This is a genomic window from Streptomyces sp. NPDC021212 (assembly GCF_044332925.1).
Classification (GTDB): Bacteria; Actinomycetota; Actinomycetes; order Streptomycetales; family Streptomycetaceae; genus Streptomyces.
Genome location: NZ_JBIRPZ010000025.1, coordinates 1 through 23480 on the forward strand (window position 1 = coordinate 1; position 23480 = coordinate 23480).

The following is a 23480-nucleotide window of genomic DNA, read 5'->3' on the forward strand; positions in this document are numbered from 1 at the left end:
GCAGGGGGGACCCTGTGGGAGAGTAGGACGCCGCCGAACAATCTTTAGCCTCGGTCCCGAGCATTTCATGCTCGGGACCGAGGCATTTTTGCGTTCAGTACCAGGTTCCCAATCGAACTGATGTATCACTGGATCGAGTGAAACGGGGCTGCGGCCCTGGCGTGGCGAGTGCGAGACCGCCCAGAATCGCCAGCAGCAGGGGTGAGGAGAGGCGGGGGAGCCGGTGAGGGTCGTGAGGGCGATGCGGGCAGGGAGGGCGGCGGAGACGGCATCAGGGCCCGCTATGGGGCCGGTTCTGGCGCCACCGTCCGCCACCCTCACCGCATCAGTCGCCGCAGCCGGCGGCACGGGCGAGTTCGAGGTCGAGCGCCTCGCGGCGGATGCGCTGATCCATGTAGAGGAGAGCGGTCACGCCGGCGCTGATCGGAAAGGTGATGGACGAGCTGATCACCCCGCCGATGCCGACGACGATCAGAAAGGCCCAGCCGACCGAGACGGACTCGCCGGAGAGGTAGTCGATGGCGCTGTCTCCGCCCAATGCCATCGCGACGGCGCTGGTCGGGACCTCGACGATGGCGGCCACGAGGAAGACCAGCACGATGGACAGGAGCTGGATGCCGAAGACTCGCCACCAAGCCCCGCGTACGAGCTTGGCCGAGCGGCGGAGCGCAGAGATGATCCCCTGCTTTTCCAGCATCAGCGCGGGAGCGGCGAGGCTGAAGCGGACCCAGAGCCAGATGGCGACACCCGTTCCCGCGAGGGCTCCGAGCGAGGCGAGCGCCGCGCCCTCGCTGCCCACACCGACCGCTACGAGGAGCATCCCCGGCGCCATGCCCACGCCGATCACGGCCGCGGTGATGGCCGGGATGAGCAGGAGCAGACCGCACAGCTGAAGCAGGCGCGGTCGGGCACCGCCCCAGGCCTCACCGGTGGACACGGCGTGGCCCAGGACCGCCCGGGCGGTGACCATGGTCAGCAGGGCGGTGGTGACGATGGTGCCCAGCACGCCGACGAGCAAGGTCACCGAGCTGCTGCCCAGAGCGTTGCGAACGGCCTCCAGCGCCTCCTCGAGCGTGGGGTCCGGATGGTCGACCACGCCGGTCCCGGAGGTGGTGCGGAACCAGAGACCGGTGACGACGGTGATCAGCCCCTGGGCCACCACCGAGACGGCGAGCGAGATGCCGAGGACCGTGCGCCAGTGGGCACGCATGGTGGCGACGGCGCCGTCGAGGATTTCGCTCACGCCGAGCGGCCGCAGCGGGATGACACCGGGGCGGGGCGCGGGCGGCTGCTGTCGCCAACCGGCGCCCCAGCCACCGCCGTTCGCCGGTCCGGCCGGGTGCGGGGGCGGCGTGGAGATGCCGCCGCCCGGGGTCGTCCAGCGTCCTGCGGGCGGTTGCTGCCGGGCCCAGGTGGCGCCCCGCGCAGGCCGCTCCGGCACGGGGTGGTCGACGGGCTCGTTCGGCTGCTGACTGCCGTGGTCGGGCTCGTCGGAAGGGGACGATCCGGGCGGAGCCCAGCCCGGAGAGTCGTTCATCGTCGCTCCGTAGGTCGTTCGTTGGCCGGTCGCGGATGCGGTGACGGCCGCTTCGTAGCCATCGTGCCACGGTGCGTTGTGGTTCGTGCCGGTCGCCGGGGCGGGCTGACCACTTCATTAGTCGGTGCCGCAGGGGGCAGACTGGGCGGATGGCTGATGAGCACCGGGGATCCCCGGAAGGCGCCGCAGGGCCCACTGCTTTCGCACTGCGCTGGGAGGAACCACCGGAGGGGCCCGTGGTGGTCCTCCTCGACCAGACCCGGCTTCCCGCCGAAGAGGTCGAGCTGGTGTGCACGGATGTGCCGATGCTGGTGGAGGCGATCCGCTCGCTCGCCGTCCGAGGAGCCCCGCTGCTCGGCATCGCCGGGGCCTATGGGGTCGCCCTCGCCGCGGTGCGCGGATTCGATGTGGACGAGGCCGCCGAGTCACTCGCCCATGCCCGCCCCACCGCCGTCAATCTCGGCTACGGAGTGCGCCGGGCCGCCGCCGCGTACCACGAGGCGATCGGGGACGGAGCGGATCCCGACCGGGCCGCCGCGGCCGCGCTCGCCGAGGCCCGCACCCTGCACGGGGAGGACGCCGAGGCGAGTGAGCGGATGGCCGGGCATGGCCAGGCGCTCCTCGATGAGCTGCTCCCCGCGGGGGGCTACCGCATCCTCACCCACTGCAACGCCGGCGCGCTGGTCTCCGGCGGTGAGGGCACCGCCCTGGCCGTCGTCAAGGCGGTGCACCGGGCCGGGCAGCTGCGGCGGCTGTGGGTGGACGAGACCCGCCCGCTGTTCCAGGGGTCTCGCTTGACGGCGTACGAGGCGGCCCGAGCGGGGATGGCCTACACGCTGCTCACCGACAACGCGGCTGGATCGCTGTTCGCGGCGGGTGAAGTGGACGCGGTCCTGATCGGTGCGGACCGGATAGCGGCGGACGGCTCGGTGGCGAACAAGATCGGCAGCTATCCGCTCGCGGTGCTGGCCCGCTACCACCATGTGCCCTTCATCGTGGTGGCCCCGACCACCACGGTGGATCCGGACACCCCCGACGGGGCGTCGATCGAGGTCGAACAGCGGCCCGGGCACGAGGTGACGGACGTCATAGTGCCGCATGCCCCGAGCCCCGGAGCCGAGACGGCGATGGGAGTCCCAGTGGCTCCACTGGGCACTCAGGCCTTCAATCCCGCTTTTGACGTCACACCGCCGGAGCTGGTCACCGCGATCGTCACCGAGCGTGGTGTCGTCGCTCCGGTCACCGAGGGGGGTATCGCGGAGCTGTGCGCCAGGTCACGATCAGGTAATGGGATGATGGCCTCATGAAGGGACGCGTCCTTGTCGTCGACGACGACACCGCACTGGCAGAGATGCTCGGCATCGTGCTGCGCGGCGAAGGCTTTGAACCGTCGTTCGTCTCGGACGGCGACAAGGCTCTTGCCGCCTTCCGCGAGGCCAAGCCGGATCTGGTGCTGCTCGACCTCATGCTGCCCGGGCGGGACGGGATCGAGGTGTGCCGGCTGATCCGGGCCGAGTCCGGGGTGCCGATCGTCATGCTCACCGCCAAGAGCGACACGGTCGACGTGGTGGTCGGGCTGGAGTCCGGTGCCGATGACTACATCGTCAAGCCGTTCAAGCCGAAGGAGCTGGTGGCCCGGATCCGGGCGCGGCTGCGGCGGTCCGAGGACCCGACGCCGGAGCAGCTGACGATCGGCGATCTGGTGATCGACGTCGCCGGGCACTCGGTGAAGCGGGACGGGCAGTCGATAGCGCTGACCCCGCTGGAGTTCGATCTGCTGGTGGCCCTGGCCCGTAAGCCGTGGCAGGTGTTCACCCGTGAGGTGCTGCTGGAGCAGGTCTGGGGCTATCGGCACGCGGCCGATACCCGGCTGGTCAACGTCCATGTGCAGCGGCTGCGCTCCAAGGTCGAGAAGGACCCGGAGCGGCCGGAGATCGTGGTGACCGTGCGCGGCGTCGGCTACAAGGCCGGGCCCAGTTGAGATGACGGCTGGCGGCACGGCTCCGCGGCCCCAGGGTTCGGGAGGCGGGGCGCCGGAGAGCGGCCGGGTGGGGCGGCCCGACCCGGCGGGTGACATTCCGCTGTTCCGGAGGCTGTGGAGCGGCGGGCATCTGCTGCCCGATGGTGCCTCCGGTGGACCGGCCCATCCGCTGATCCGGCTGTTCGGGCGGTGGGTGCGCCGTCCGCTGCTGCCCGCTGCCCGGCTGTGGCGGCGGAACATCCAGCTGCGGGTGGTGGCCACCACGCTGCTGATGTCCCTTGGCGTGGTGATCCTGCTCGGCCTGGTCGTCATCGGCCAGGTGCGCAACGGACTGCTGGACGCCAAGCGGCACGCCGCGCAGGGCCAGGCCGTCGGCGGGTTCGAGGTCGCCGAGCAGATGGCCGACCGCAAGCGCGACGGCGGCGGCCAGGACGGCGCGAGCCCCGGCAGCCGCGGCGCCCAGGACGCGGGGGCGTGGCTGAACGCGCTGGTGGAGCAGTTGGCCAGCGGCGGCAAGGGCGCGTACTCGGTGGTCGCGCTCAGCTCCGACTCCGGGGAGACGCCCTATGTGGCCAGCCGAGGCCCCCGGGCCTCCGGTGACGTCAAGGCGGACAGTGTGCCCGCCGACCTGCGGCAGCGGGTGGACGAGGGCCGGACGGCCCCGTACGAGCAGTACGGGCGGATCCAGCACCTCGGCTCCGGTGACAGCGAGCCCGCGCTGATCATCGGCAAGCGGCTGGACGACAACCACGGCGACGCCTATCAGCTGTACTACCTCTTCCCCTTCACCCAGGAGGAGAAGTCGCTGAGCCTGGTGAAGGGCACGCTGGCCACGGCCGGGGTGTTCGTGGTGGTGCTGCTGGGCGCCATCGCCTGGGTGGTGGTGCGGCAGGTCGTCACCCCGGTGCGGATGGCGGCCGGGATCTCCGAGCGGCTGGCGGCCGGGCTGCTGCAGGAGCGGATGAAGGTCACCGGGGAGGACGACATCGCCCGCCTCGGTGAGGCGTTCAACAAGATGGCCCAGAACCTCCAGCTCAAGATCCAGCAGCTGGAGGAGCTGTCCCGGATGCAGCGGCGGTTCGTCTCGGACGTCTCGCACGAGCTGCGCACACCGCTGACGACCGTGCGGATGGCGGCGGATGTCATCTACGAGGGGCGCGAGGACTTCGATCCGATCACGGCGCGCTCCGCCGAGCTGCTGTGGGGCCAGGTCGACCGCTTCGAGTCGCTGCTCTCCGATCTGCTGGAGATCAGCCGGTTCGACGCGGGCGCGGCCGCCCTGGAGGCCGATCAGATCGATCTGCGCGATGTCGTGAACCGGGTCGTCGACGGGGCCGAGCCGCTGGCCGACGCCAAGGGCACCCGGATCCTGGTGCGGGGCGCCGAGGCGCCCGTGGTCGCGGAGGCGGACGCCCGCCGGGTGGAGCGGGTGCTGCGCAACCTGGTGGTCAACGCCGTGGAGCACGGCGAGGGCCGGGACGTGGTGGTGCGGCTCGCGGCGGCGGGCGGCGCGGTCGCCGTGGCCGTCCGGGACTACGGGGTGGGGCTGAAGCCCGGCGAGGCGACGCGGGTGTTCAACCGCTTCTGGCGGGCCGATCCGGCGCGGGCCCGCACGACCGGCGGCACCGGTTTGGGGCTGTCGATCGCGGTGGAGGACGCGCGGCTGCACGGCGGCTGGCTCCAGGCGTGGGGCGAGCCCGGTGGCGGTTCGCAGTTCCGGCTGACGCTGCCGAGCGCCGCGGGCGATGTGCTGCGCGGTTCGCCGATCCCGCTGGAGCCCGAGGACTCCCGGCGCAACCGGCAGCCGGCCGAGGCCGGGCAGGCGCAGCCCGCGGCGGAGCGGCTGGCCTCGGTGCCCGCGCAGCCCCGCTCCGCGCTGCCGCCCGCCGACGCCCCGGTGCCCTCGGCCGATCCGACGGCGCTGCCGGGGAACGGGGCACGGGTGGTCCGTGGCGCCGCGGAGCCGTCGTACCGGGAGCACCGGGAGCACCGGGAGCGAACGACACCGAACGAAGGGGAGGGCCGCCCCCGTGGGCGCTGACCGTGCCGACCGCCACCGTTCCCGCTCCGGCGCGCGCCGTCGCGCGCGGGGCACGGGCACGTTGCTCGCGTGTGGTGTGCTGCTGCTGTCCGGCTGTGCCTCGATGCCCGACAGCGGGGATGTGCGCCGGGTCGATTCCTCGCCGCGCTCCGATGTGGATTCGCAGGTCCGGGTGTACGGGGTGAGCCCGGGCAAGGGCGAGCAGCCCGCGGAGCTGGTCTCCGGCTTCCTGGAGGCCACGACGAGCGACGAGGAGAACTTCGCCACCGCGAAGGAGTATCTGACCCGGGGCGCCTCCAAGGACTGGGACCCGTTCGCGCAGACCACGGTGCTGGAGCAGGCCCCGGATGTGCGGGTCGAGACCGACCCCGGCGACCGGGACGGCAACAGCAAGACCGTGGTGCTGTCGGGCAAGCGGATCGCCACGGTGGACGCCACGCACGCATACCGGCCCGATGAGGAGAATTACGAGGCGCGCATCCACCTCACCCTGCGCGGGTCGGAGTGGCGGATCGACGGGCCGCCGCCGGGGCTGGTGCTCGGCGAGTCCGACTTCCAGCGCATCTACCACTCGGTCAACAAGTACTACTTCGCGAAGCTGGGCCCGGACGCCAAGGACTCACGGGTGGGGGAGGAGGTCCTGGTCGCCGACCCGGTCTATCTTCGGCGGCGCATCAACCCGGTCACGGCGACCGTCAAGGCGCTGCTGGACGGCCCGACGGGCTGGCTGGATCCGGTGGTCAGCACTGCCTTCCCGGCCGGTACGGTGCTCGGCCGCCACGCCGACAAGCTGTCGCTGGACGATTCGAACGCGCTGAAGGTCCGGCTGAGCGATCAGGCGGCGCAGATCAGCCCGACCCGCTGTGCCCGGATGGCGGCGCAGACGCTGTTCACGGTGCAGGACCTCTGGGAGGGATCGGATGAGGTCAGCGGGGTGCGGCTGGAGCGGCAGAGCGGCTCCGAGCTGTGCACCCTGTCGAGCGACGCGGCACGCGCGTACGCACCCGACCGTGTCATCGGCCGGCCCCAGCACCAGTACTTCGTGGACGCGAAGAACCGGATGGTCCGGCTGTCCGACGACGAGGAGAAGCCACGGCCGGTGCCGGGGCCGTTCGGCGCCGACGGCGCGGGGCTGGGCACCGTGGCGGTCTCGCGCGACGAGCGGGACGCGGCGGCGGTCAGCGAGGACGGCCGGTCGCTGTATGTGACGGAGCTGTCGGCCGGCGCCGAGCGGGGCCGGGTGCGGGTGCACAGCCAGGGCGGCAGCCCCGAGAACGGGCTGACGGCGCCCAGCTGGGACGGGCTGGGCGGGCTGTGGGTGGCCGACCGGGATCCGCAGCGGCCGCGGCTGCTGCGGCTGCGGGGCGGCACCGGCCCGGCGGACGAGGTCGAGCTGCCTTCGCTCGACGGTGGCCGGATCACGGCGCTGCGGGTGTCCGCGGACGGCACGAGGATCGCGATGCTGGTCAAGCGGGGCGGGCATACGACGCTGCGGCTGGGCTGGATCGAGCGGCGGGGCACGGCCGACCAGCCGAAGCTGTCGGTGCGGGCGCTGCACGCGATCGCGCCGAAGCTGCAGGATGTCGACACCGCGTCCTGGGCCGGGGACAGCCGGCTGGTGGTCGCGGGCCGCGAGTCGGACGGTGTGCAGCAGCTGCAGTACGTGGAGACGGACGGCTCACCGGCGGACCTGCCGGAGGTACCGGGGCCGAACGGGGTGGAGACGGTCGCCGCCTCGGAGGACCAGACCCGGCCGCTGATCGCCGAGACCAGGGAGAACGGGATCGTCCGGCTGCTGCCGAACTCGGACTGGAAGACCGTCGACGAGGACGGTTCCGGGCCGGTGTACCCGGGATAGCCGCAGGGCGGGGGAGGCCGGGGCGGCCTTCTCACCGCCTTCCCCGCCATGGGGGCGGCCGGTTGTCCACATGCGCGTGGTTTTCCACAGGGGGTGGCGGCCCGGCCGGTGTGACGGGACAGTGGGGGCCATGCGGGGCTGGTGGCAGGAGATCGCCGATCTGGTGCTGCCGGCCGACTGCGCGGGGTGCGGTCGGCCGGGTGTCCCGCTGTGCGACCGGTGTCAAGGGGCGCTGCGTGGGCCCGGGGCGCGTCGGGTGCTGCCGAGCCCGGTGCCGCCGGGGCTGCCGGTGGTGCATGCGGCGGTGGATTACGTGGACGAGGCCCGGGCGGTGCTGCTCGCGCACAAGGAGCGGGGAGCGCTGCGGCTGGCGGGGCCGCTGGGCGAGGCGCTGGCCGGTGCGGTGCGGGCGGCGGCCCGCGGGGCCCTGCCCCGGGCCCCGGGAGGCCCACCCCTGCTGCTGGTGCCGGTGCCCTCGGCGCGGCGGGCGGTGGGGGCGCGGGGTCATGATCCGGCCAGGCGCATCGCGTGCGCGGCGGCGGACGTGCTGCGCCGCGAGGGGTGTCCCACGCGGGTGCCGGCGGTGCTGCGGCAGCGGCGCCGGGTGACCGATCAGGCGGGGCTGGGCGCCCGGCAGCGCCGGGCGAACGTGACGGGGGCGCTGGAGGCCGTGCAGGGCGGCGGGCGGCTCCTGGTGGTGGGCCCGGTGGTGCTGGTGGACGATCTGATGACGACGGGGGCCTCGCTCGCGGAGGCGGCACGGGCGGTGACGGAGGCGGGCGGACGCGTCGTGGGCGGTGCGGTGGTGGCCGCGCCGCCGGCCCCGGTGACCGCGGCGGCCGCGGGGTCTTCCGGGCGTCTCAGACCCTTCGCGAGCCGTAAGCGGAACTGAATACGAAGCCGCGTCGTTGCAGGCTGTAAGGATGCCAAAGCACCTGATCGGAGGTACGGCCCGGTAGGGGGTGCCGACATCCGCCCGGGCGAGCTATGTTCGGTTGTGAGGAGTGGCAAGTGCTATGACTCACAAATCCGCTTGGCGTGTTTTGGGTGCTTTTTTGTGAGCTGTTGGACGAAACGGGGTGGACCTCTTCCCCGTGGGAAGGAGAGGTGAAACCGCCAAGTCGGTGGCTCCGGAAGACGCCGGAGCCTGGTGCACAAGGGATGAGCTCCGGTGGATGATCCGGAGCGACCCGGGAACGGAGTTCTGCGTGGACATCGTCGTCAAGGGCCGTAAAACAGATGTGCCCGAGCGGTTCCGGAAGCACGTGGCCGAGAAGCTGAAGCTGGATAAGCTCCAGAAGCTCGACGGCAAGGTGATCAGCCTCGACGTCGAGGTGTCCAAGGAGCACAATCCGCGGCAGGCCGACCGGTCCGACCGAGTGGAGATCACCCTGCGCTCCCGTGGTCCGGTCATCCGGGCGGAGGCCGCGGCGGCCGATCCGTACGCAGCGCTGGACCTGGCGGCCGGCAAGCTGGAAGCGCGGATGCGCAAGCAGCACGACAAGCGCCACACCCGGCGCGGCAACGGTCGCATTCCGGCCAGCGACGTGGCCATCACCGTGCCCAACGCGGCACGCATCAACGGGCACGGCGAGATCGCCGCCCAGCGCACCCCGTCGGACAATGTGCCGACCACCCGGATGGGGCCCCTGGAAGTCCAGGGCGAAGGCCCCCTCGTGGTCCGTGAGAAGACCCACGCCGCGGTCCCGATGACGCTTGACCAGGCTCTCTACGAGATGGAGCTGGTCGGGCACGATTTCTATCTGTTCGTCGACTCCGACACCAGCCAGCCCAGCGTCGTCTACCGGCGGCACGGCTATGACTACGGGGTCATTCATCTTCAGCCGGAGGCGTTCGCCGGGGAGGAGCCCGGCGGCGCCGGCGGTGCCCTCGGCGCCTGAGGCGCACCTGGCCTCGACCGCCTCTGGGCGGGCGCACAGAGAGTGAGCGGGATCGCGCGGCGTATGCGCCGCGCGGTCCCGTGGCCGGTCCGGGCATGAAATCATGGCTCGACGGCCAACCGGCATGGGGGAAACGACTGGTTGGCGCCGCACCGCACCGTGCACCGCAGAGTGCAGACCGCAAGGGCCATGGCCTTCAGGGGGAGGAACGATGGCGGACAGCTTCGGGCCCATGTCCGACGAAGGCGATGACCAACGCCTGAGGCCGGACAGGGGTGAGCCGCGCAAGGAGCCGATCCGGGTCCTCGTAGTGGACGACCACGCTCTCTTCCGGCGTGGGTTGGAGATCGTCCTAGCCCAGGAGGAGGACATTCAGGTCGTCGGTGAGGCCGGGGACGGGGCCGAGGCGGTGGACAAGGCGGCGGACCTGCTGCCGGACATCGTCCTGATGGATGTGCGCATGCCCAAGCGCGGGGGAATCGAGGCATGCACGTCGATCAAGGAAGTGGCCCCCAGCGCCAAGATCATCATGCTGACGATCAGCGACGAGGAGGCCGACCTCTACGACGCGATCAAGGCGGGTGCCACCGGCTATCTCCTCAAGGAGATCTCGACCGACGAGGTGTCGACCGCGATTCGCGCGGTGGCCGACGGCCAGTCGCAGATCAGCCCGTCGATGGCGGCCAAGCTCCTCACCGAGTTCAAGTCGATGATCCAGCGCACCGACGAGCGCCGGCTGGTGCCGGCGCCCCGGCTCACGGACCGTGAGCTGGAGGTGCTGAAGCTGGTGGCCACCGGCATGAACAACCGCGACATCGCCAAGGAGCTGTTCATCAGCGAGAACACCGTGAAGAACCACGTCCGGAACATCCTGGAGAAGCTGCAGCTGCACTCCCGGATGGAGGCCGTGGTCTACGCGATGCGGGAGAAGATCCTCGAAATCAGGTGAGCGAGCGGGGCCGGGCCACGGTCAGCGGACCGCGGCCGCCAGCGGCGCCGCCAGCTCCGGGCGGTTGACGCGCTCGATCCGCACCGCGTCGCAGCCCACCCAGCCGGCCGCCTCGCGCAGCGCCTCCGCCATCGGCGCCACGGCCTTCGGCGTGTCCAGCGACACCTGCCGGGCCACCAGCGTGGTGCCCTCACGGGCCGGATCGACCCGGCCGAGCAGCCGCCCACCCGACAGCAGCGGCATGGCGAAGTAGCCGTACACCCGCTTCGGCCGGGGCACGTACGCCTCCAGCCGGTGGCTGAAGCCGAAGATCCGCTCGGTGCGCGCCCGATCCCATATCAACGAGTCGAAGGGCGACAGCAGGGTCGTGCGGTGCCGTCCGCGCGGGGTGGTGGCCAGCGCCTCGGGATCCGCCCAGGCCGCCTTGTCCCAGCCCGCGACCGTCACCGGCACCAGCCCCGAGTCCGCGATCACCGCGGCCACCTGGTCCTGCTTGAGCCGGTGGTAGTCCGCGAGGTCCGCCCGGGTGCCCACGCCGAGGGACTGGCCCGCGAGCCGCACCAGCCGCCGCAGGCACTCCGCGTCGTCCAGGTCGTCGTGGAGCAGCGCGGCCGGCACGGCGCGCTCCGCCAGGTCGTACACCCGCTTCCAGCCGCGCCGCTCCACGCACACCACATCGCCGTACATCAGCGCGCGCTCGACCGCGATCTTCGTCGCCGACCAGTCCCACCACAGGCCGCCGTTCTTGGCGCCGCCCAGCTCGGTCGCGGTCAGCGGGCCCTCGGCCCGCAACTGCGCCACCACCTTCTCGTACGCGCCCGGCGGCAGCTCGTGGTGCCAGTGCGGGCGGGCGCGGTAGGCGCGGCGCCGGAAGGCGAAGTGCGGCCACTCCTCGATCGGCAGCACGCAGGCCGCGTGCGACCAGTACTCGAAGGCATGGGTGTCGCTCCAGTACGCCGACTCGACCGTCGTGCGGCCGACCGCGCCCAGCCGCGCGTACGGAATCAGCTCGTGCGAGCGGGCCAGCACCGAGATGGTGTCCAGCTGCACCGCGCCCAGGTGGCGCAGGAGGCCACGCACCCCGCCGCGCCGGTCGGGCGCCCCCAGGAGCCCCTGGGCGCGCAGCGCGATCCTGCGCGCCTCGTCGGCGGACAAGGTGACCTCGGGCTTGCGGTCCGCGAGGGACCCGGCGGCGGGATTCGTCATGCGCGCCACCGTAGTGGCGACCACCGACAACGCCCCCGCCTCCTGGGGGCGCGCGTCAGGCCGGGTCCGCCACGGGGGCCGGGAGGTACGGCGTGGCCGAGGGCAGCCCCCAGTCGGAGGGCAGCAGCGCGCCCCGCCAGGCGTCCCGCCGCGTGCCCTCGCGGACGATCCGCGCCCGGTCCGTCCCCTCCATCCGGAAGCCCACGGCGAGCGCGACCGCCCGCGACGCCTCGTTCCCGGCCTCCGTGCACCACTCCAGCCGCTCCACGCCGAGCCCGGTGAACGCCCACTCGGCCACCGCCCGGGCCGCCTCGCCGGTGTAGCCGCGCCGCCGGTGCTCCCGTACCGTCCAGTAGCCCAGTTCGGCCTGGCGCTCGGGGCTGTGCAGCCGGGTCAGCCGTACGAGGCCCATGGCCCCGATGAGTTCTCCCTCACTCTTGGTGACCAGCGCGAAGTTGTAGCTGCTGTCGCCCCGCCAGCCCTCCGGGCAGGTCCGCCGGATGAAGTCGTCGGCGTGCGCGCGTTCGTACGGAGCGGGCACGGTCGTCCAGCGCAGGATGTCCGGGTCCTGGCAGGCGGCGTGGACCGCCGGGGCGTCGGACGGCCGGAAGGGGCGCAGGACGAGTCGCTCGGTGGTGAGGGTGACGGGCTCCATGGCCAGAGTCTGGGCCGCTGCCGCACGGCGCCGCGAGCGGTTTTGGCGAATTCGGGGGCACCCCGGCGCCCCCTCACGCGTTGACACGGTGTGGTGACACCCGGCCCGCGTGGTGACGGACCTCCCGGCCAGGCGGGGTCTGTCTTACGATGGCCGTTGCGGCGGGGCTTGTGCCCCTTGACAATGCCGCGCCAGCGCACCCCACAACCGTGCCAGGCCCGACCGGCAAGGAGCCAGCCTACGTGTCCGTCTTCAACAAGCTCATGCGTGCAGGCGAAGGAAAGATCCTGCGCAAGCTGCACCGCATCGCGGACCAGGTCAATTCCATCGAAGAGGACTTCCTGTCGCTCTCCGACGCCGAGCTGCGTGCCCTCACCGACGAGTACAAGGAGCGGTACGCCGACGGCGAAAGCCTCGACGACCTCATGCCGGAGGCGTTCGCGACGGTGCGCGAGGCGGCCAAGCGGGTGCTCGGCCAGCGTCACTACGACGTCCAGCTGATGGGCGGCGCGGCGCTGCACCTCGGGTACGTCGCGGAGATGAAGACCGGTGAGGGCAAGACCCTGGTGGGCACCCTGCCCGCCTATCTGAACGCGCTGTCCGGCAAGGGCGTCCACCTCATCACGGTCAACGACTATCTGGCCGAGCGCGACTCCGAGTGGATGGGCCGGGTGCACAGGTTCCTCGGCCTCGAGGTCGGCTGCATCCTCGCCAACATGACCCCGGCGCAGCGCCGTGAGCAGTACGCGTGCGACATCACCTACGGCACCAACAACGAGTTCGGCTTCGACTATCTGCGCGACAACATGGCGTGGTCGCAGGACGAGTTGGTGCAGCGCGGCCACAACTTCGCGATCGTCGACGAGGTCGACTCGATCCTGGTGGACGAGGCCCGTACACCGCTGATCATCTCGGGCCCGGCCGACCAGGCCACCAAGTGGTACGGGGACTTCGCCAAGCTGGTCACCCGGCTGACCCGGGGCGAGGCGGCGAATCCGCAGAAGGGCGTGGAGGAGACCGGGGACTACGAGGTCGACGAGAAGAAGCGCACCGTCGCCATCCACGAGTCCGGCGTCACCAAGGTCGAGGACTGGCTGGGCATCGACAACCTGTACGAGTCGGTGAACACCCCGCTGGTCGGCTACCTGAACAACGCCATCAAGGCCAAGGAGCTGTTCAAGAAGGACAAGGACTACGTCGTCATCGACGGCGAAGTCATGATCGTCGACGAGCACACCGGCCGTATCCTCGCCGGCCGCCGCTACAACGAGGGCATGCACCAGGCGATCGAGGCCAAGGAAGCGGTCGAGATCAAGGACGAGAACCAGACCCTCGCCACGATCACCCTCCAGAACTTCTTCCGCCTCTACGACAAGCTCTCCGGCATGACCGGTACGGCGATGACCGAGGCCGCCGAGTTCCACCAGATCTACAAGCTCGGTGTGGTCCCGATCCCGACCCACCGCCCGCTGGCCCGCCTCGACCAGTCCGACCTGATCTACCGCACCGAGGTGGCCAAGTTCGACGCGGTCGTCGACGACATCGTCGAGAAGCACGAGAAGGGCCAGCCGGTCCTGGTCGGCACCACCTCCGTGGAGAAGTCCGAGTATCTGTCGCAGCAGCTCGCCAAGCGCGGCGTGCCGCACGAGGTGCTGAACGCCAAGCAGCACGACCGGGAGGCGACGATCGTCGCTCAGGCGGGCCGCAAGGGCGCCGTCACGGTCGCGACGAACATGGCCGGCCGTGGTACGGACATCAAGCTCGGCGGCAACCCCGACGACCTCGCCGAGGCCGAGCTGCGCCAGCGCGGGCTCGACCCGGTGGAGCACGCCGAGGAGTGGGCGGCCGCGCTGCCCGCCGCCCTGGAGAAGGCGGAGGCCGCGGTCAAGGCCGAGTTCGAGGAGGTCAAGGAGCTCGGCGGGCTGTATGTGCTGGGCACCGAGCGCCATGAGTCGCGCCGCATCGACAACCAGCTGCGCGGCCGTTCCGGCCGTCAGGGCGACCCCGGCGAGTCTCGCTTCTACCTCTCGCTCGGCGACGATCTGATGCGGCTGTTCAAGGCGCAGATGGTCGAGCGCGTGATGGCCATGGCCAACGTTCCCGACGATGTGCCGATCGAGAACAAGATGGTCACCCGCGCCATCGCCTCCGCCCAGTCGCAGGTCGAGCAGCAGAACTTCGAGACCCGTAAGAACGTCCTGAAGTACGACGAGGTCCTCAACCGGCAGCGCGAGGTCATCTACGGCGAGCGCCGCCGGGTCCTGGAGGGCGAGGACCTGCAGGAGCAGGTCGGCCACTTCATGGACGACACGATCGACGCGTACATCCAGGCGGAGACCGTCGAGGGCTTCGCGGAGGAGTGGGACCTGGACCGGCTGTGGGGCGCGTTCAAGCAGCTCTACCCGGTGAAGGTGACCGTCGACGAGCTGGAGGAGGAGACCGGCGACCGCGCCGGGATCACCGCCGAGTTCATCGCCGAGGCCATCAAGGACGACATCCACCAGCAGTACGAGGCGCGTGAGGAGCAGCTCGGCTCCGAGATCATGCGCGAGCTGGAGCGGCGCGTCGTGCTGTCCGTGCTGGACCGCAAGTGGCGCGAGCACCTGTACGAGATGGACTACCTCCAGGAGGGCATCGGCCTGCGCGCGATGGCCCAGAAGGACCCGCTGGTCGAGTACCAGCGCGAGGGCTTCGACATGTTCCAGGCCATGATGGAGGGAATCAAGGAGGAGTCGGTCGGCTACCTGTTCAACCTGGAGGTCCAGGTCGAGCAGCAGGTCGAGGAGGTCCCGGTCGAGGACGCGGAGGCCAAGACCTCGCTGGACAAGGACGTGCAGGACGCGGTCCCGGCGGGCGCGGGCGCATCCTCGGGTGGTCGTCCCGAGATCCACGCCAAGGGCCTGGAGGCCCCACAGCGGCCGGACCGGCTGCACTTCTCGGCCCCGACGGTGGACGGCGAAGGCGGCATCGTGGAGGGCGACTTCACCAACGATGACACCCCGCCCGCCCCGCGCTCCGAGTCCGACGGGCTGACCCGGGCGGAGCGGCGCAAGGCCAACAAGGGCCGCCGCCGCAAGAAGTAGCGCGTACGCGGTACGCGAGAGGGCCGGGGCACCGTGCGGATCGCACGATGCCCCGGCCCTCTCATGTCACCAGCGGGGCCGGCGGGGCCAGCGGGCCGAGGTCGACGGCGGCGCAGCGCCAACGGGCGTCGGCGCCCAGCTCCAGCCGGAACGCGAGCGCGCTGAGCCGGTCGCCGGAGGCGATCCGGGCGAACGCCTCGATCACCCCGTGCCGCGGCCGGTACTCCCCGCAGCGCCGTACGACGGGCGCGGCGCGTCCAGTGGCGGGGCGCAGCGGTGCGCACGGCGCGAGGGCGATCAGCTGGTCGTAGGCGTCCGGGAGGGCGTGCCCGAGCAGGGTGTGGACGGGGCGCTGGCCGCTGAGGGCGAGCAGCAGCCGGTGCGCGAACCAGTAGTGGGGGAGCCGGTCGCGCTCCCGCTGTACGGCGGCGAGGGCGGCCGTGCGCGAGACGGCCGCCGCGCGCCGCGTCGCGGTGCGGGTGCCGGGGTGTGGCGCGGTCGCGCTGCCGGGCGCGCTGTCCGGCCGCCGTACGGTGGTGCCGCCCGGCCGCCGGGAGTCGTGGCGCCCCGGCGGCCCACCGCTCCGGCGCCGGGCGGTGGTGCCCGCCGGGCCCCGGTCGGTCCGCGTCGTCGTCCGGGTGATCTCGTGCATGCGCCTCGCCGCCGTCTCTGCCGGGCCCGTGGAATACCGGGCAGTAGCTTGTCGTTGGAGAGACTTCTACCGACGCGTTTCCGCCACCCGCAACGCCCGGGCCGGGGCCCCCGGACCCCGCCGGGGGCTTCACCTATCCGGGGGAACCGATCCGGTGGAAGGGCTGGTGGCGGCGTACGGGACGGCGGGCGAGCCGGGGGCCGCGGGGCCCCGCGAATACCCCGAACGGGGACCGGCGGGGCACGTATGCTGGCGGGACCTGATGTCTCGTGAAAGCGGCGGCCCATGCGCGTCTACGTCCCCCTGACCCTCTCCGGTCTCGCCGAGGCGCACAAGGCGGGGGAACTGGGACCGGGGCCGCTGACCGCCTACGCCGTGACGCCCGCGCTGCGCGAGTGGTACGTGTCGGATGACATCGAGGAGCTGGAGTACGCCGCGCTCAGCCGGGCCGCGCAGGCGTCCCTGCGGCTGCTCGCCGTGGACCCGCAGGTCCCGCGGCGGCGCGTGGTGGTCGCCCTGGACGTGCCCGACGGGCAGGCCGTCGCCGATCCGGACCGGGGGCTGGACCAGTCCGCGCTGGGGGAGGTGCGGGTCGCCGCCGCCGTACGGCTGGCCGAGGCCGCGGCGGTGCACCTGGACGCCGAGGACGCCGAGGGGGACGTCGCCGCGGCGGCCGACGCGCTGGGCGCGGCGGACCTCGGGGACGACGACGCGCAGTTCACGGTGGACGGCGCGGAGGACCACGAGCTGATGTGGTACGCAACACAGGAGATCCCCAATCTCATCGGCTGAGCCGTACCGTCGAGGGATGGGGACGAACCACGTGACGCACATCGTGTGGGACTGGAACGGCACGCTCTTCCACGACATCGACGCCGTGATACAGGCGACGAACGCCTCATTCGGGGAGATAGGGCTGCCGCCGATCACGCTCGAGCGCTACCGGGAGCTGTACTGCGTCCCGGTCCCGCTCTTCTACGAGCGGCTGATGGGGCGGCTTCCCACCGACGAGGAGTGGGAGGTCATGGACGCGGCCTTCCACCGGCACTACTGGGTGCTGGCCGAGACCGCGGGGCTGGCGCTCGGCGCCCGGGAACTGCTCACGGAGTGGCAGTCCGCGGGGCTCACCCAGTCGCTGTGTTCGCTGGCGCCGCACGAGAATCTGATGCCCCTGGTGCGTACGCACGGCATCGAACGCCACTTCGTCCGCGTGGACGGCCGCACCGGGCAGAGCACCACCGGCAAGGCCGAGCAGATGGTGCGCCATCTCGCCGCGCTGGAGCGGGTGCCGCCGCGGCGGGTCGTGGTGATCGGGGACGCGGTGGACGACGCGGTGGCTGCCCAGCGCGTGGGGGCGCGGGCGGTGCTCTACACGGGCGGCTCGCACAGCCGGGCCAGTCTGCTGGCCGCCGGGGTGCCGGTGGTCGACACCCTGGAGGAGGCCGTACGGGAGGCCGAGGCGCTGGCTGACAGCTGACGGATCTCGGCTGACAGCCGGCGGACAGCAGATGGCGGATAGCAGCTGTCAGCTGACAGGTATCGGGTGACGGGTATCAGCTAACAGGTAGTGGCTGACAGCTATCAGAAACTGTCAGCCACGCTGAACGGGCGCCTTCGTCCGCAGCACCGCCAGGAACTCCCGCATCCACACCGGATGGTCCGGCCACGCCCGCGACGACACCAGCGTGCCGTCCACCACGACCTCCGCGTCCTGGAACGTCGCCCCCGCCGCCTGCATGTCCAGCTCCAGCGCCGGATACGAGGTCACCCGCCGCCCGGTCAGCCCGCCGATCGCCGCCGTCAGCAGCGGGCCGTGGCAGATCTGCGCCACCGGCTTGTCGGCGTCGAAGAACGCCTTGCAGATCTTGCGCAGCTCCGCGTCGTTGCGCAGGTACTCCGGGGCCCGGCCGCCCGGGATCACCAGGGCGGCGTACTGCCCCGGGTCGACCTCGGAGAAGGCGAGGTCGGCGGGGAAGCTGTAGCCGGGCTTCTCGGTGTAGGTGTCGTAGCCCTCCTCGAAGTCGTGCACCACGAAGCGCAGCGTCTTCCGGGAGGGGGCCGCGATGTGTACGTCGTAGCCTTCCTCGCGCAGCCGCTGGTACGGGTAGAGCACCTCCAGGGATTCGGCCGCGTCCCCGGTCACCAGCAGGATCTTCGCAGTCGCAGCCGTGCTGCTCATGCCGCCCACCTCCACGTTTCCACGCTTACCACCGACGATGTCACCCTGCATCCGCACCAGGGGTTTGCCAAGAGCGCATATGTGGCGGCGCGCGCTCCCTCGCGGCCGGCCCCGCTGTCCGGTGTTGTCAAACATCGGGGCCGGGTTTTGTACACGAACGGCTCATGACGAGCCCCTGGGGTGGGGCGATAGCCTTACTGCGTGATCAGCGCGATAGTCCACGGGGGCAATGAGGCCCTCGCTCCCGTCCCGGGGCGCCTCCGGGCCGGAGCCGCCGCCGCTGGTCGACGCCGCGTGGGGTCTTGGTCACTTACGGCCGAGTACGCCGCGGCCTTCTCCGAATCCGGCATACCGTCGTACGTGACCGGATACCCCGCGTCGCGGCGTCATGCCACCGCCACCTATGTCACGCAACGGCGCGCGACAGGAGCCAGAGGACATGCAGACCAAGCTGGACGAAGCCAAGGCCGAGCTGCTCGCACGGGCCGCCCGGGTCGCTGAGAACAGTCCTGCCGGGGGGCAACCACCGGTACAGGGCCCGGGCCCGGAGACCCTGACCGCATACCTCCAGCACTACTACCTGCACACGCCACCCGAGGACCTCGCGGACCGCGACCCTGTCGACGTCTTCGGTGCGGCGCTCTCGCACTACCGACTCGCCGAGGCGCGCCCCCAGGGCACGGCGAATGTACGGGTGCACACCCCGACCGTCGAGGAGCACGGCTGGACGTGCAGCCATTCGGTCGTCGAGGTGGTCACCGACGACATGCCGTTCCTGGTCGACTCGGTGACCAACGAGCTGACCCGTCAGGGCCGTGGCATCCATGTGGTGATCCACCCGCAGGTGGTCGTGCGCCGCGACATCACCGGCAAGCTGATCGAGCTGCTGGACGCCTCGTACGACCGCAAGGCCCGCGAGAACCTGCCGCACGACGCCGTCGTCGAGTCCTGGATCCATGTCGAGACGGACCGGGAGACCGACCGCGGCGACCTCAAGCAGATCACCGCCGACCTGCTGCGCGTCCTGTCCGACGTCCGCGAGGCCGTCGAGGACTGGGACAAGATGCGCCAGTCGGCGCTGCGGCTCGCCGAGGTGCTGCCCGAGGAGCCCAAGGCCGCCGAGGTCCGCGACCAGGAGGTCGAGGAGGCCCGTGAGCTGCTGCGCTGGCTCGCGGATGACCACTTCACCTTCATCGGCTACCGCGAGTACGAGCTGACCCAGGCGCCCACCGAGGCCGGTGGCGAGGAGGACGTGCTGACCGCGGTGCCCGGCACGGGGCTGGGCATCCTGCGGTCCGACCCGGAGCACCGGGACACCGACGAGAGCGCCCACACCGGGGCCGCCCCGGTGTCCCCGTCGTTCAACCGGCTGCCGGCCGACGCCCGGGCGAAGGCCCGCGAACACAAGCTGCTGGTCCTCACCAAGGCCAACAGCCGCGCCACCGTCCACCGGCCGTCGTACCTCGACTACATCGGCGTGAAGAAGTTCGACGCCGAGGGCAACGTGGTCGGCGAGCGCCGCTTCCTGGGGCTGTTCTCGTCCGCCGCGTACACCGAGTCGGTGCGCCGGGTCCCGGTCATCCGGCGCAAGGTGGACGAGGTGCTTGCGGGCGCCGGTTTCGGGTCCAACAGCCATGACGGCCGGGACCTGCTGCAGATCCTGGAGACCTACCCGCGCGACGAGCTGTTCCAGACGCCGGTCGACCAGCTCCGCTCGATCGTCACCAGTGTGCTCTACCTCCAGGAGCGCCGCCGGCTGCGGCTGTTCCTGCGGCAGGACGAGTACGGGCGCTACTACTCCGCGCTGGTCTACCTGCCGCGCGACCGCTTCACCACCGATGTGCGGCTGCGGCTGACCGACATCCTGCTGGAGGAGCTGACCGGCCGCCCGCCGGTGGACTTCACCGCCCTGCACACCGAGTCGGTGCTGTCCCGGCTGCACTTCGTGGTCCGCGTCCAGCCCGGTACGGAGCTGCCCGACCTGACCGACGCCGATGTCGAGCGCATCGAGAACCGGCTGGTCGACGCCGCCCGCTCGTGGGCCGACGGCTTCTCCGAGGCCCTGGTGTCGGAGGTGGGCGAGGAGCGCGCCGCCGAGCTGCTGCGCCGCTACCAGCACGCCTTCCCCGAGGGCTACAAGGCCGACCACACGCCGCGCGGCGCCGTCGCCGACCTCCAGCACGTGGAGCGGCTGACCGCCGAGGACAGCAAGCAGGACTTCGCGCTCAGCCTGTACGAGCCGGTCGGCGCGGCCCACGCCGAGCGCCGCTTCAAGATCTACCGGGCGGGCGGCCAGGTGTCGCTGTCCGCCGTACTGCCGGTGCTCAACACGCTCGGCGTCGAGGTCGTCGACGAGCGCCCGTACGAGCTGCGCTGCGCCGACAGGACCACCGCCTGGATCTACGACTTCGGGCTGCGGCTGCCGCTGCGCGAGGGCGAGGCCCTGGCCGACGACGCCCGCGAGCGCTTCCAGAACGCGTTCGCCGCCGTGTGGACCGGCCAGGCCGAGAGCGACAACTTCAACCAGCTGGTGCTGGGCGCCGGTCTTGACTGGCGGCAGGCCATGGTGCTGCGCGCGTACGCCAAGTACCTGCGGCAGGCCGGGTCCACCTTCAGCCAGTCGTACATGGAGGACACCCTCCGTAACAACGTGCACACGACGCGGCTGCTGGTCTCCCTCTTCGAGGCCCGGATGTCGCCCGAGCGGCAGCGGGCGGGTCTTGAGCTGACCGACGCGCTGATGGAGGAGCTGGACGCGGCGCTGGACCAGGTGGCCTCGCTCGACGAGGACCGCATCCTGCGCTCGTTCCTGACCCTCATCAAGGCCACCCTGCGCACCAACCACTTCCAGAAGAACGCACACGGCGAGCCGCACGACTACCTGTCGGTCAAGCTCGACCCGCAGGCCGTGCCCGATCTGCCAGCGCCCCGCCCGGCGTACGAGATCTGGGTGTACTCGCCGCGCGTCGAGGGCGTGCACCTGCGCTTCGGCAAGGTCGCGCGCGGTGGTCTGCGCTGGTCCGACCGGCGTGAGGACTTCCGTACCGAGATCCTGGGCCTGGTGAAGGCGCAGATGGTGAAGAACACGGTCATCGTGCCGGTCGGCGCCAAGGGCGGTTTCGTCGGCAAGCGGCTGCCGGATCCGTCGGTGGACCGGGACGCCTGGCTGGCCGAGGGCATCGGCTGCTACAAGACCTTCATCTCGGGTCTGCTCGACATCACCGACAACATGGTCGGCGGTCAGGTCGAGCCGCCGAAGGACGTCGTCCGGCACGACGGAGAGGACACCTACCTGGTCGTCGCCGCCGACAAGGGCACCGCGACCTTCTCCGACATCGCCAACGAGGTCGCCCAGTCGTACGGCTTCTGGCTCGGCGACGCCTTCGCCTCCGGTGGTTCCGCGGGGTACGACCACAAAGGCATGGGCATCACCGCGCGCGGTGCCTGGGAGTCCGTCAAGCGGCACTTCCGCGAGCTGGACCACGACACCCAGAGCGAGGACTTCACGGTCGTCGGCGTCGGTGACATGTCCGGTGACGTGTTCGGCAACGGCATGCTGCTGAGCGAGCACATCCGGCTGGTCGCCGCCTTCGACCACCGGCACATCTTCATCGACCCCAACCCGGACGCGGCCACCTCGTACGCCGAGCGCCGCCGGCTGTTCGAGCTGCCGCGCTCGTCCTGGGAGGACTACAACGCCGAGCTGATCTCGGCGGGCGGCGGCATCCACCCCCGTACGGCCAAGGCCATCCAGATCACCCCGCAGGTGCGGGCCGCGCTCGGCATCGAGACCAAGGTCGCCAAGATGACCCCGGCCGACCTGATGAAGGCCATCCTCAAGGCCCCGGTCGACCTGCTGTGGAACGGCGGCATCGGTACGTACGTCAAGGCGTCCACCGAGTCGCACGCCGACGTCGGCGACAAGGCCAACGACGCGATCCGGGTGGACGGCCAGGACCTGCGGGTCAAGGTCGTCGGCGAGGGCGGCAACCTGGGCCTGACCCAGCTCGGCCGCATCGAGTTCGCCACCAACGGCGGCCGGATCAACACCGACGCGATCGACAACAGCGCCGGGGTGGACACCTCCGACCACGAGGTGAACATCAAGATCCTGCTCAACGCGCTGGTCACCGAGGGGGACATGACGGTCAAGCAGCGCAACAAGCTGCTGGCCGAGATGACCGACGAGGTCGGCGCGCTGGTGCTGCGCAACAACTACGCGCAGAACGTGGCCCTCGCCAACTCCGCCTCCCAGGCCCCCAGCCTGCTCCACGCCCACCAGCGGCTGATGCGCCGGCTGTCGCGCGAGGGACGGCTGGACCGCGCGCTGGAGTTCCTGCCCACCGACCGGCAGATCCGCGAGCGGCTGTCCGCCGGACGCGGTCTGACCCAGCCCGAGCTGGCCGTGCTGCTCGCCTACGTCAAGATCACCGTGGCGGACGAGCTGATCGGCACCGATCTGCCCGACGACCCGTACCTTCAGCGGCTGCTGCACGCCTACTTCCCGCAGGCGCTGCGCCAGAGCTTCCCCGAGTACGTCGACGGGCACGCGCTGCGCCGCGAGATCATCACCACGGTGCTGGTCAACGACACGATCAACACCGCCGGTACGACCTTCCTGCACCGCATGCGGGAGGAGAGCGGGGCCTCCACCGAGGAGGTCGTGCGCGCCCAGACCGCGGCCCGGGTGATCTTCGAGCTGGGGGAGATCTGGGACGAGGTCGAGGCCCTGGACACGGTCGTCCCCGCCGAGTACCAGACCCGGATGCGGCTGCACTCGCGGCGGCTCGTCGAGCGTGGCACCCGCTGGCTGCTCAACAACCGGCCGCAGCCGCTGGAGCTGGCCGGGACGATCGACTTCTTCGCCGAGCGGGTCGCCGCGGTGCGGGCGCAGCTGCCCAAGCTGCTGCGCGGCAGCGACATCGAGTGGTACCAGCGCATCCATGACGAGCTGACCGCCGCCGGTGTCCCGGACGACCTGGCCACCCGGGTGGCGGGCTTCTCGTCCGCCTTCCCGACGCTGGACATCGTCGCCATCGCGGACCGCACCGGCAAGGACCCCCTCGCGGTCGCCGAGGTCTACTACGACCTGGCCGACCGGCTGTCGATCAGCCAGCTGATGGACCGCATCATCGAACTGCCGCGGGCCGACCGCTGGCAGTCCATGGCCCGCGTCTCCATCCGCGAGGACCTGTACGCGGCCCAGGCCGCCCTCACTTCCGACGTCCTGTCGGTCGGTAACGGTGGTTCGACGCCGGAGCAGCGGTTCAAGGCATGGGAGGAGAAGAACGCCGCGATCCTCCAGCGGGCGCGGACCACGCTGGACGAGATCCAGTCGTCGGAGACGTTCGACCTGGCGAACCTGTCGGTGGCGATGCGCACCATGCGGACGCTGCTGCGCACGCACAGCTGATCCGGTCCGGCTCTCCACAGCGCCC

General features: G+C 71.3%; 16 protein-coding genes. 11 read left to right on the plus strand and 5 right to left on the minus strand.

Going from position 1 to position 23480, the window contains the following annotated elements; genetic code table 11:
* Positions 1 to 325: 325 nt before the first annotated feature.
* Positions 326 to 1537, minus strand: a complete 1212-nt coding sequence (locus ACH4SI_RS40515) for a hypothetical protein (protein ID WP_398305521.1) — start codon at positions 1535 to 1537, stop codon at positions 326 to 328.
* 149 nt (positions 1538 to 1686) lie between these two features.
* On the opposite strand from ACH4SI_RS40515, the gene mtnA reads away from it, so the two are divergent.
* The 7 genes from mtnA (at position 1687) to ACH4SI_RS40550 (ending at position 10267) form a co-directional block, all read left to right on the plus strand.
* Positions 1687 to 2844, plus strand: a complete 1158-nt coding sequence (gene mtnA, locus ACH4SI_RS40520) for an S-methyl-5-thioribose-1-phosphate isomerase (protein ID WP_398305524.1) — start codon at positions 1687 to 1689, stop codon at positions 2842 to 2844.
* Complete coding sequence (gene mtrA, locus ACH4SI_RS40525; RefSeq protein WP_009717421.1) at positions 2841 to 3518, plus strand: two-component system response regulator MtrA; 678 nt, start codon at positions 2841 to 2843, stop codon at positions 3516 to 3518. The genes mtnA and mtrA overlap by 4 nt, the downstream gene beginning before the upstream one ends.
* A 1-nt stretch (position 3519) precedes the next feature.
* Positions 3520 to 5559, plus strand: a complete 2040-nt coding sequence (mtrB, locus tag ACH4SI_RS40530) for an MtrAB system histidine kinase MtrB (RefSeq protein WP_398305529.1) — start codon at positions 3520 to 3522, stop codon at positions 5557 to 5559.
* Positions 5549 to 7417: an LpqB family beta-propeller domain-containing protein gene (locus ACH4SI_RS40535; protein ID WP_398305532.1), complete on the plus strand. Its 1869-nt coding sequence runs from the start codon at positions 5549 to 5551 to the stop codon at positions 7415 to 7417. The genes mtrB and ACH4SI_RS40535 overlap by 11 nt, the downstream gene beginning before the upstream one ends.
* 130 nt (positions 7418 to 7547) lie before the next feature.
* Positions 7548 to 8309, plus strand: coding sequence for a ComF family protein (locus ACH4SI_RS40540; RefSeq protein ID WP_398305535.1), 762 nt, complete (start codon positions 7548 to 7550; stop codon positions 8307 to 8309).
* 316 nt (positions 8310 to 8625) lie between these two features.
* The gene (hpf, locus tag ACH4SI_RS40545) at positions 8626 to 9318 is read left to right on the plus strand and encodes a ribosome hibernation-promoting factor, HPF/YfiA family (RefSeq protein ID WP_398305538.1); all 693 of its coding nucleotides are present in this window, start codon (positions 8626 to 8628) and stop codon (positions 9316 to 9318) included.
* A gap of 211 nt (positions 9319 to 9529) precedes the next feature.
* On the plus strand, positions 9530 to 10267 hold the full coding sequence (locus ACH4SI_RS40550) for a response regulator (protein ID WP_398305541.1): 738 nt from the start codon (positions 9530 to 9532) through the stop codon (positions 10265 to 10267).
* 21 nt (positions 10268 to 10288) lie between these two features.
* Here ACH4SI_RS40550 and ACH4SI_RS40555 read toward each other — a convergent pair whose 3' ends face one another.
* Both ACH4SI_RS40555 and ACH4SI_RS40560 read right to left on the minus strand, forming a co-directional pair.
* A complete protein-coding gene (locus ACH4SI_RS40555; RefSeq protein ID WP_398305544.1) occupies positions 10289 to 11473 on the minus strand; it encodes a winged helix-turn-helix domain-containing protein in 1185 nt (394 codons plus the stop codon).
* Between the two features lie 55 nt (positions 11474 to 11528).
* A complete protein-coding gene (locus ACH4SI_RS40560) occupies positions 11529 to 12128 on the minus strand; it encodes a GNAT family N-acetyltransferase (protein WP_398305547.1) in 600 nt (199 codons plus the stop codon).
* 242 nt (positions 12129 to 12370) lie between these two features.
* Between ACH4SI_RS40560 and secA the strand changes: the two genes are divergently transcribed.
* Positions 12371 to 15211 carry a preprotein translocase subunit SecA gene (secA, locus tag ACH4SI_RS40565; protein ID WP_398305550.1) on the plus strand — a complete coding sequence of 947 codons (2841 nt, stop codon included), beginning with the start codon at positions 12371 to 12373 and terminating at the stop codon, positions 15209 to 15211.
* Positions 15212 to 15272: 61 nt separating this feature from the next.
* Here the strand turns inward: secA and ACH4SI_RS40570 are convergent, their stop codons facing one another.
* Positions 15273 to 15863 (minus strand): Rv3235 family protein, encoded by a 591-nt coding sequence (locus ACH4SI_RS40570; RefSeq protein WP_398305553.1) that lies wholly within the window; start codon positions 15861 to 15863, stop codon positions 15273 to 15275.
* A 285-nt stretch (positions 15864 to 16148) separates the two neighbouring features.
* On the opposite strand from ACH4SI_RS40570, the gene ACH4SI_RS40575 reads away from it, so the two are divergent.
* Entirely contained in the window at positions 16149 to 16655 is a 507-nt protein-coding gene (locus ACH4SI_RS40575; protein WP_398305556.1) for a DUF6912 family protein, read from the plus strand.
* A 16-nt stretch (positions 16656 to 16671) separates the two neighbouring features.
* The gene (locus ACH4SI_RS40580; RefSeq protein WP_398305559.1) at positions 16672 to 17340 is read left to right on the plus strand and encodes an HAD family hydrolase; all 669 of its coding nucleotides are present in this window, start codon (positions 16672 to 16674) and stop codon (positions 17338 to 17340) included.
* A gap of 114 nt (positions 17341 to 17454) precedes the next feature.
* Here ACH4SI_RS40580 and ACH4SI_RS40585 read toward each other — a convergent pair whose 3' ends face one another.
* On the minus strand, positions 17455 to 18042 hold the full coding sequence (locus tag ACH4SI_RS40585) for a DJ-1/PfpI family protein (RefSeq protein ID WP_398305563.1): 588 nt from the start codon (positions 18040 to 18042) through the stop codon (positions 17455 to 17457).
* A 439-nt stretch (positions 18043 to 18481) separates the two neighbouring features.
* Between ACH4SI_RS40585 and ACH4SI_RS40590 the strand changes: the two genes are divergently transcribed.
* Positions 18482 to 23455 carry an NAD-glutamate dehydrogenase gene (locus ACH4SI_RS40590; RefSeq protein WP_398305566.1) on the plus strand — a complete coding sequence of 1658 codons (4974 nt, stop codon included), beginning with the start codon at positions 18482 to 18484 and terminating at the stop codon, positions 23453 to 23455.
* Positions 23456 to 23480 lie beyond the last annotated feature (25 nt).

What these genes read in the sequence shown, in the direction of transcription:
- ACH4SI_RS40515 (WP_398305521.1), bottom strand. Translation starts at nt 1,537, where the DNA reads ATGAACGACTCTCCGGGCTGGGCTCCGCCCGGATCGTCCCCTTCCGAC.
- mtnA (WP_398305524.1), top strand. Translation starts at nt 1,687, where the DNA reads ATGGCTGATGAGCACCGGGGATCCCCGGAAGGCGCCGCAGGGCCCACT.
- mtrA (WP_009717421.1), top strand. Translation starts at nt 2,841, where the DNA reads ATGAAGGGACGCGTCCTTGTCGTCGACGACGACACCGCACTGGCAGAG.
- mtrB (WP_398305529.1), top strand. Translation starts at nt 3,520, where the DNA reads ATGACGGCTGGCGGCACGGCTCCGCGGCCCCAGGGTTCGGGAGGCGGG.
- ACH4SI_RS40540 (WP_398305535.1), top strand. Translation starts at nt 7,548, where the DNA reads ATGCGGGGCTGGTGGCAGGAGATCGCCGATCTGGTGCTGCCGGCCGAC.
- ACH4SI_RS40550 (WP_398305541.1), top strand. Translation starts at nt 9,530, where the DNA reads ATGGCGGACAGCTTCGGGCCCATGTCCGACGAAGGCGATGACCAACGC.
- ACH4SI_RS40555 (WP_398305544.1), bottom strand. Translation starts at nt 11,473, where the DNA reads ATGACGAATCCCGCCGCCGGGTCCCTCGCGGACCGCAAGCCCGAGGTC.
- ACH4SI_RS40560 (WP_398305547.1), bottom strand. Translation starts at nt 12,128, where the DNA reads ATGGAGCCCGTCACCCTCACCACCGAGCGACTCGTCCTGCGCCCCTTC.
- ACH4SI_RS40570 (WP_398305553.1), bottom strand. Translation starts at nt 15,863, where the DNA reads ATGCACGAGATCACCCGGACGACGACGCGGACCGACCGGGGCCCGGCG.
- ACH4SI_RS40575 (WP_398305556.1), top strand. Translation starts at nt 16,149, where the DNA reads ATGCGCGTCTACGTCCCCCTGACCCTCTCCGGTCTCGCCGAGGCGCAC.
- ACH4SI_RS40580 (WP_398305559.1), top strand. Translation starts at nt 16,672, where the DNA reads ATGGGGACGAACCACGTGACGCACATCGTGTGGGACTGGAACGGCACG.
- ACH4SI_RS40585 (WP_398305563.1), bottom strand. Translation starts at nt 18,042, where the DNA reads ATGAGCAGCACGGCTGCGACTGCGAAGATCCTGCTGGTGACCGGGGAC.
- ACH4SI_RS40590 (WP_398305566.1), top strand. Translation starts at nt 18,482, where the DNA reads ATGCAGACCAAGCTGGACGAAGCCAAGGCCGAGCTGCTCGCACGGGCC.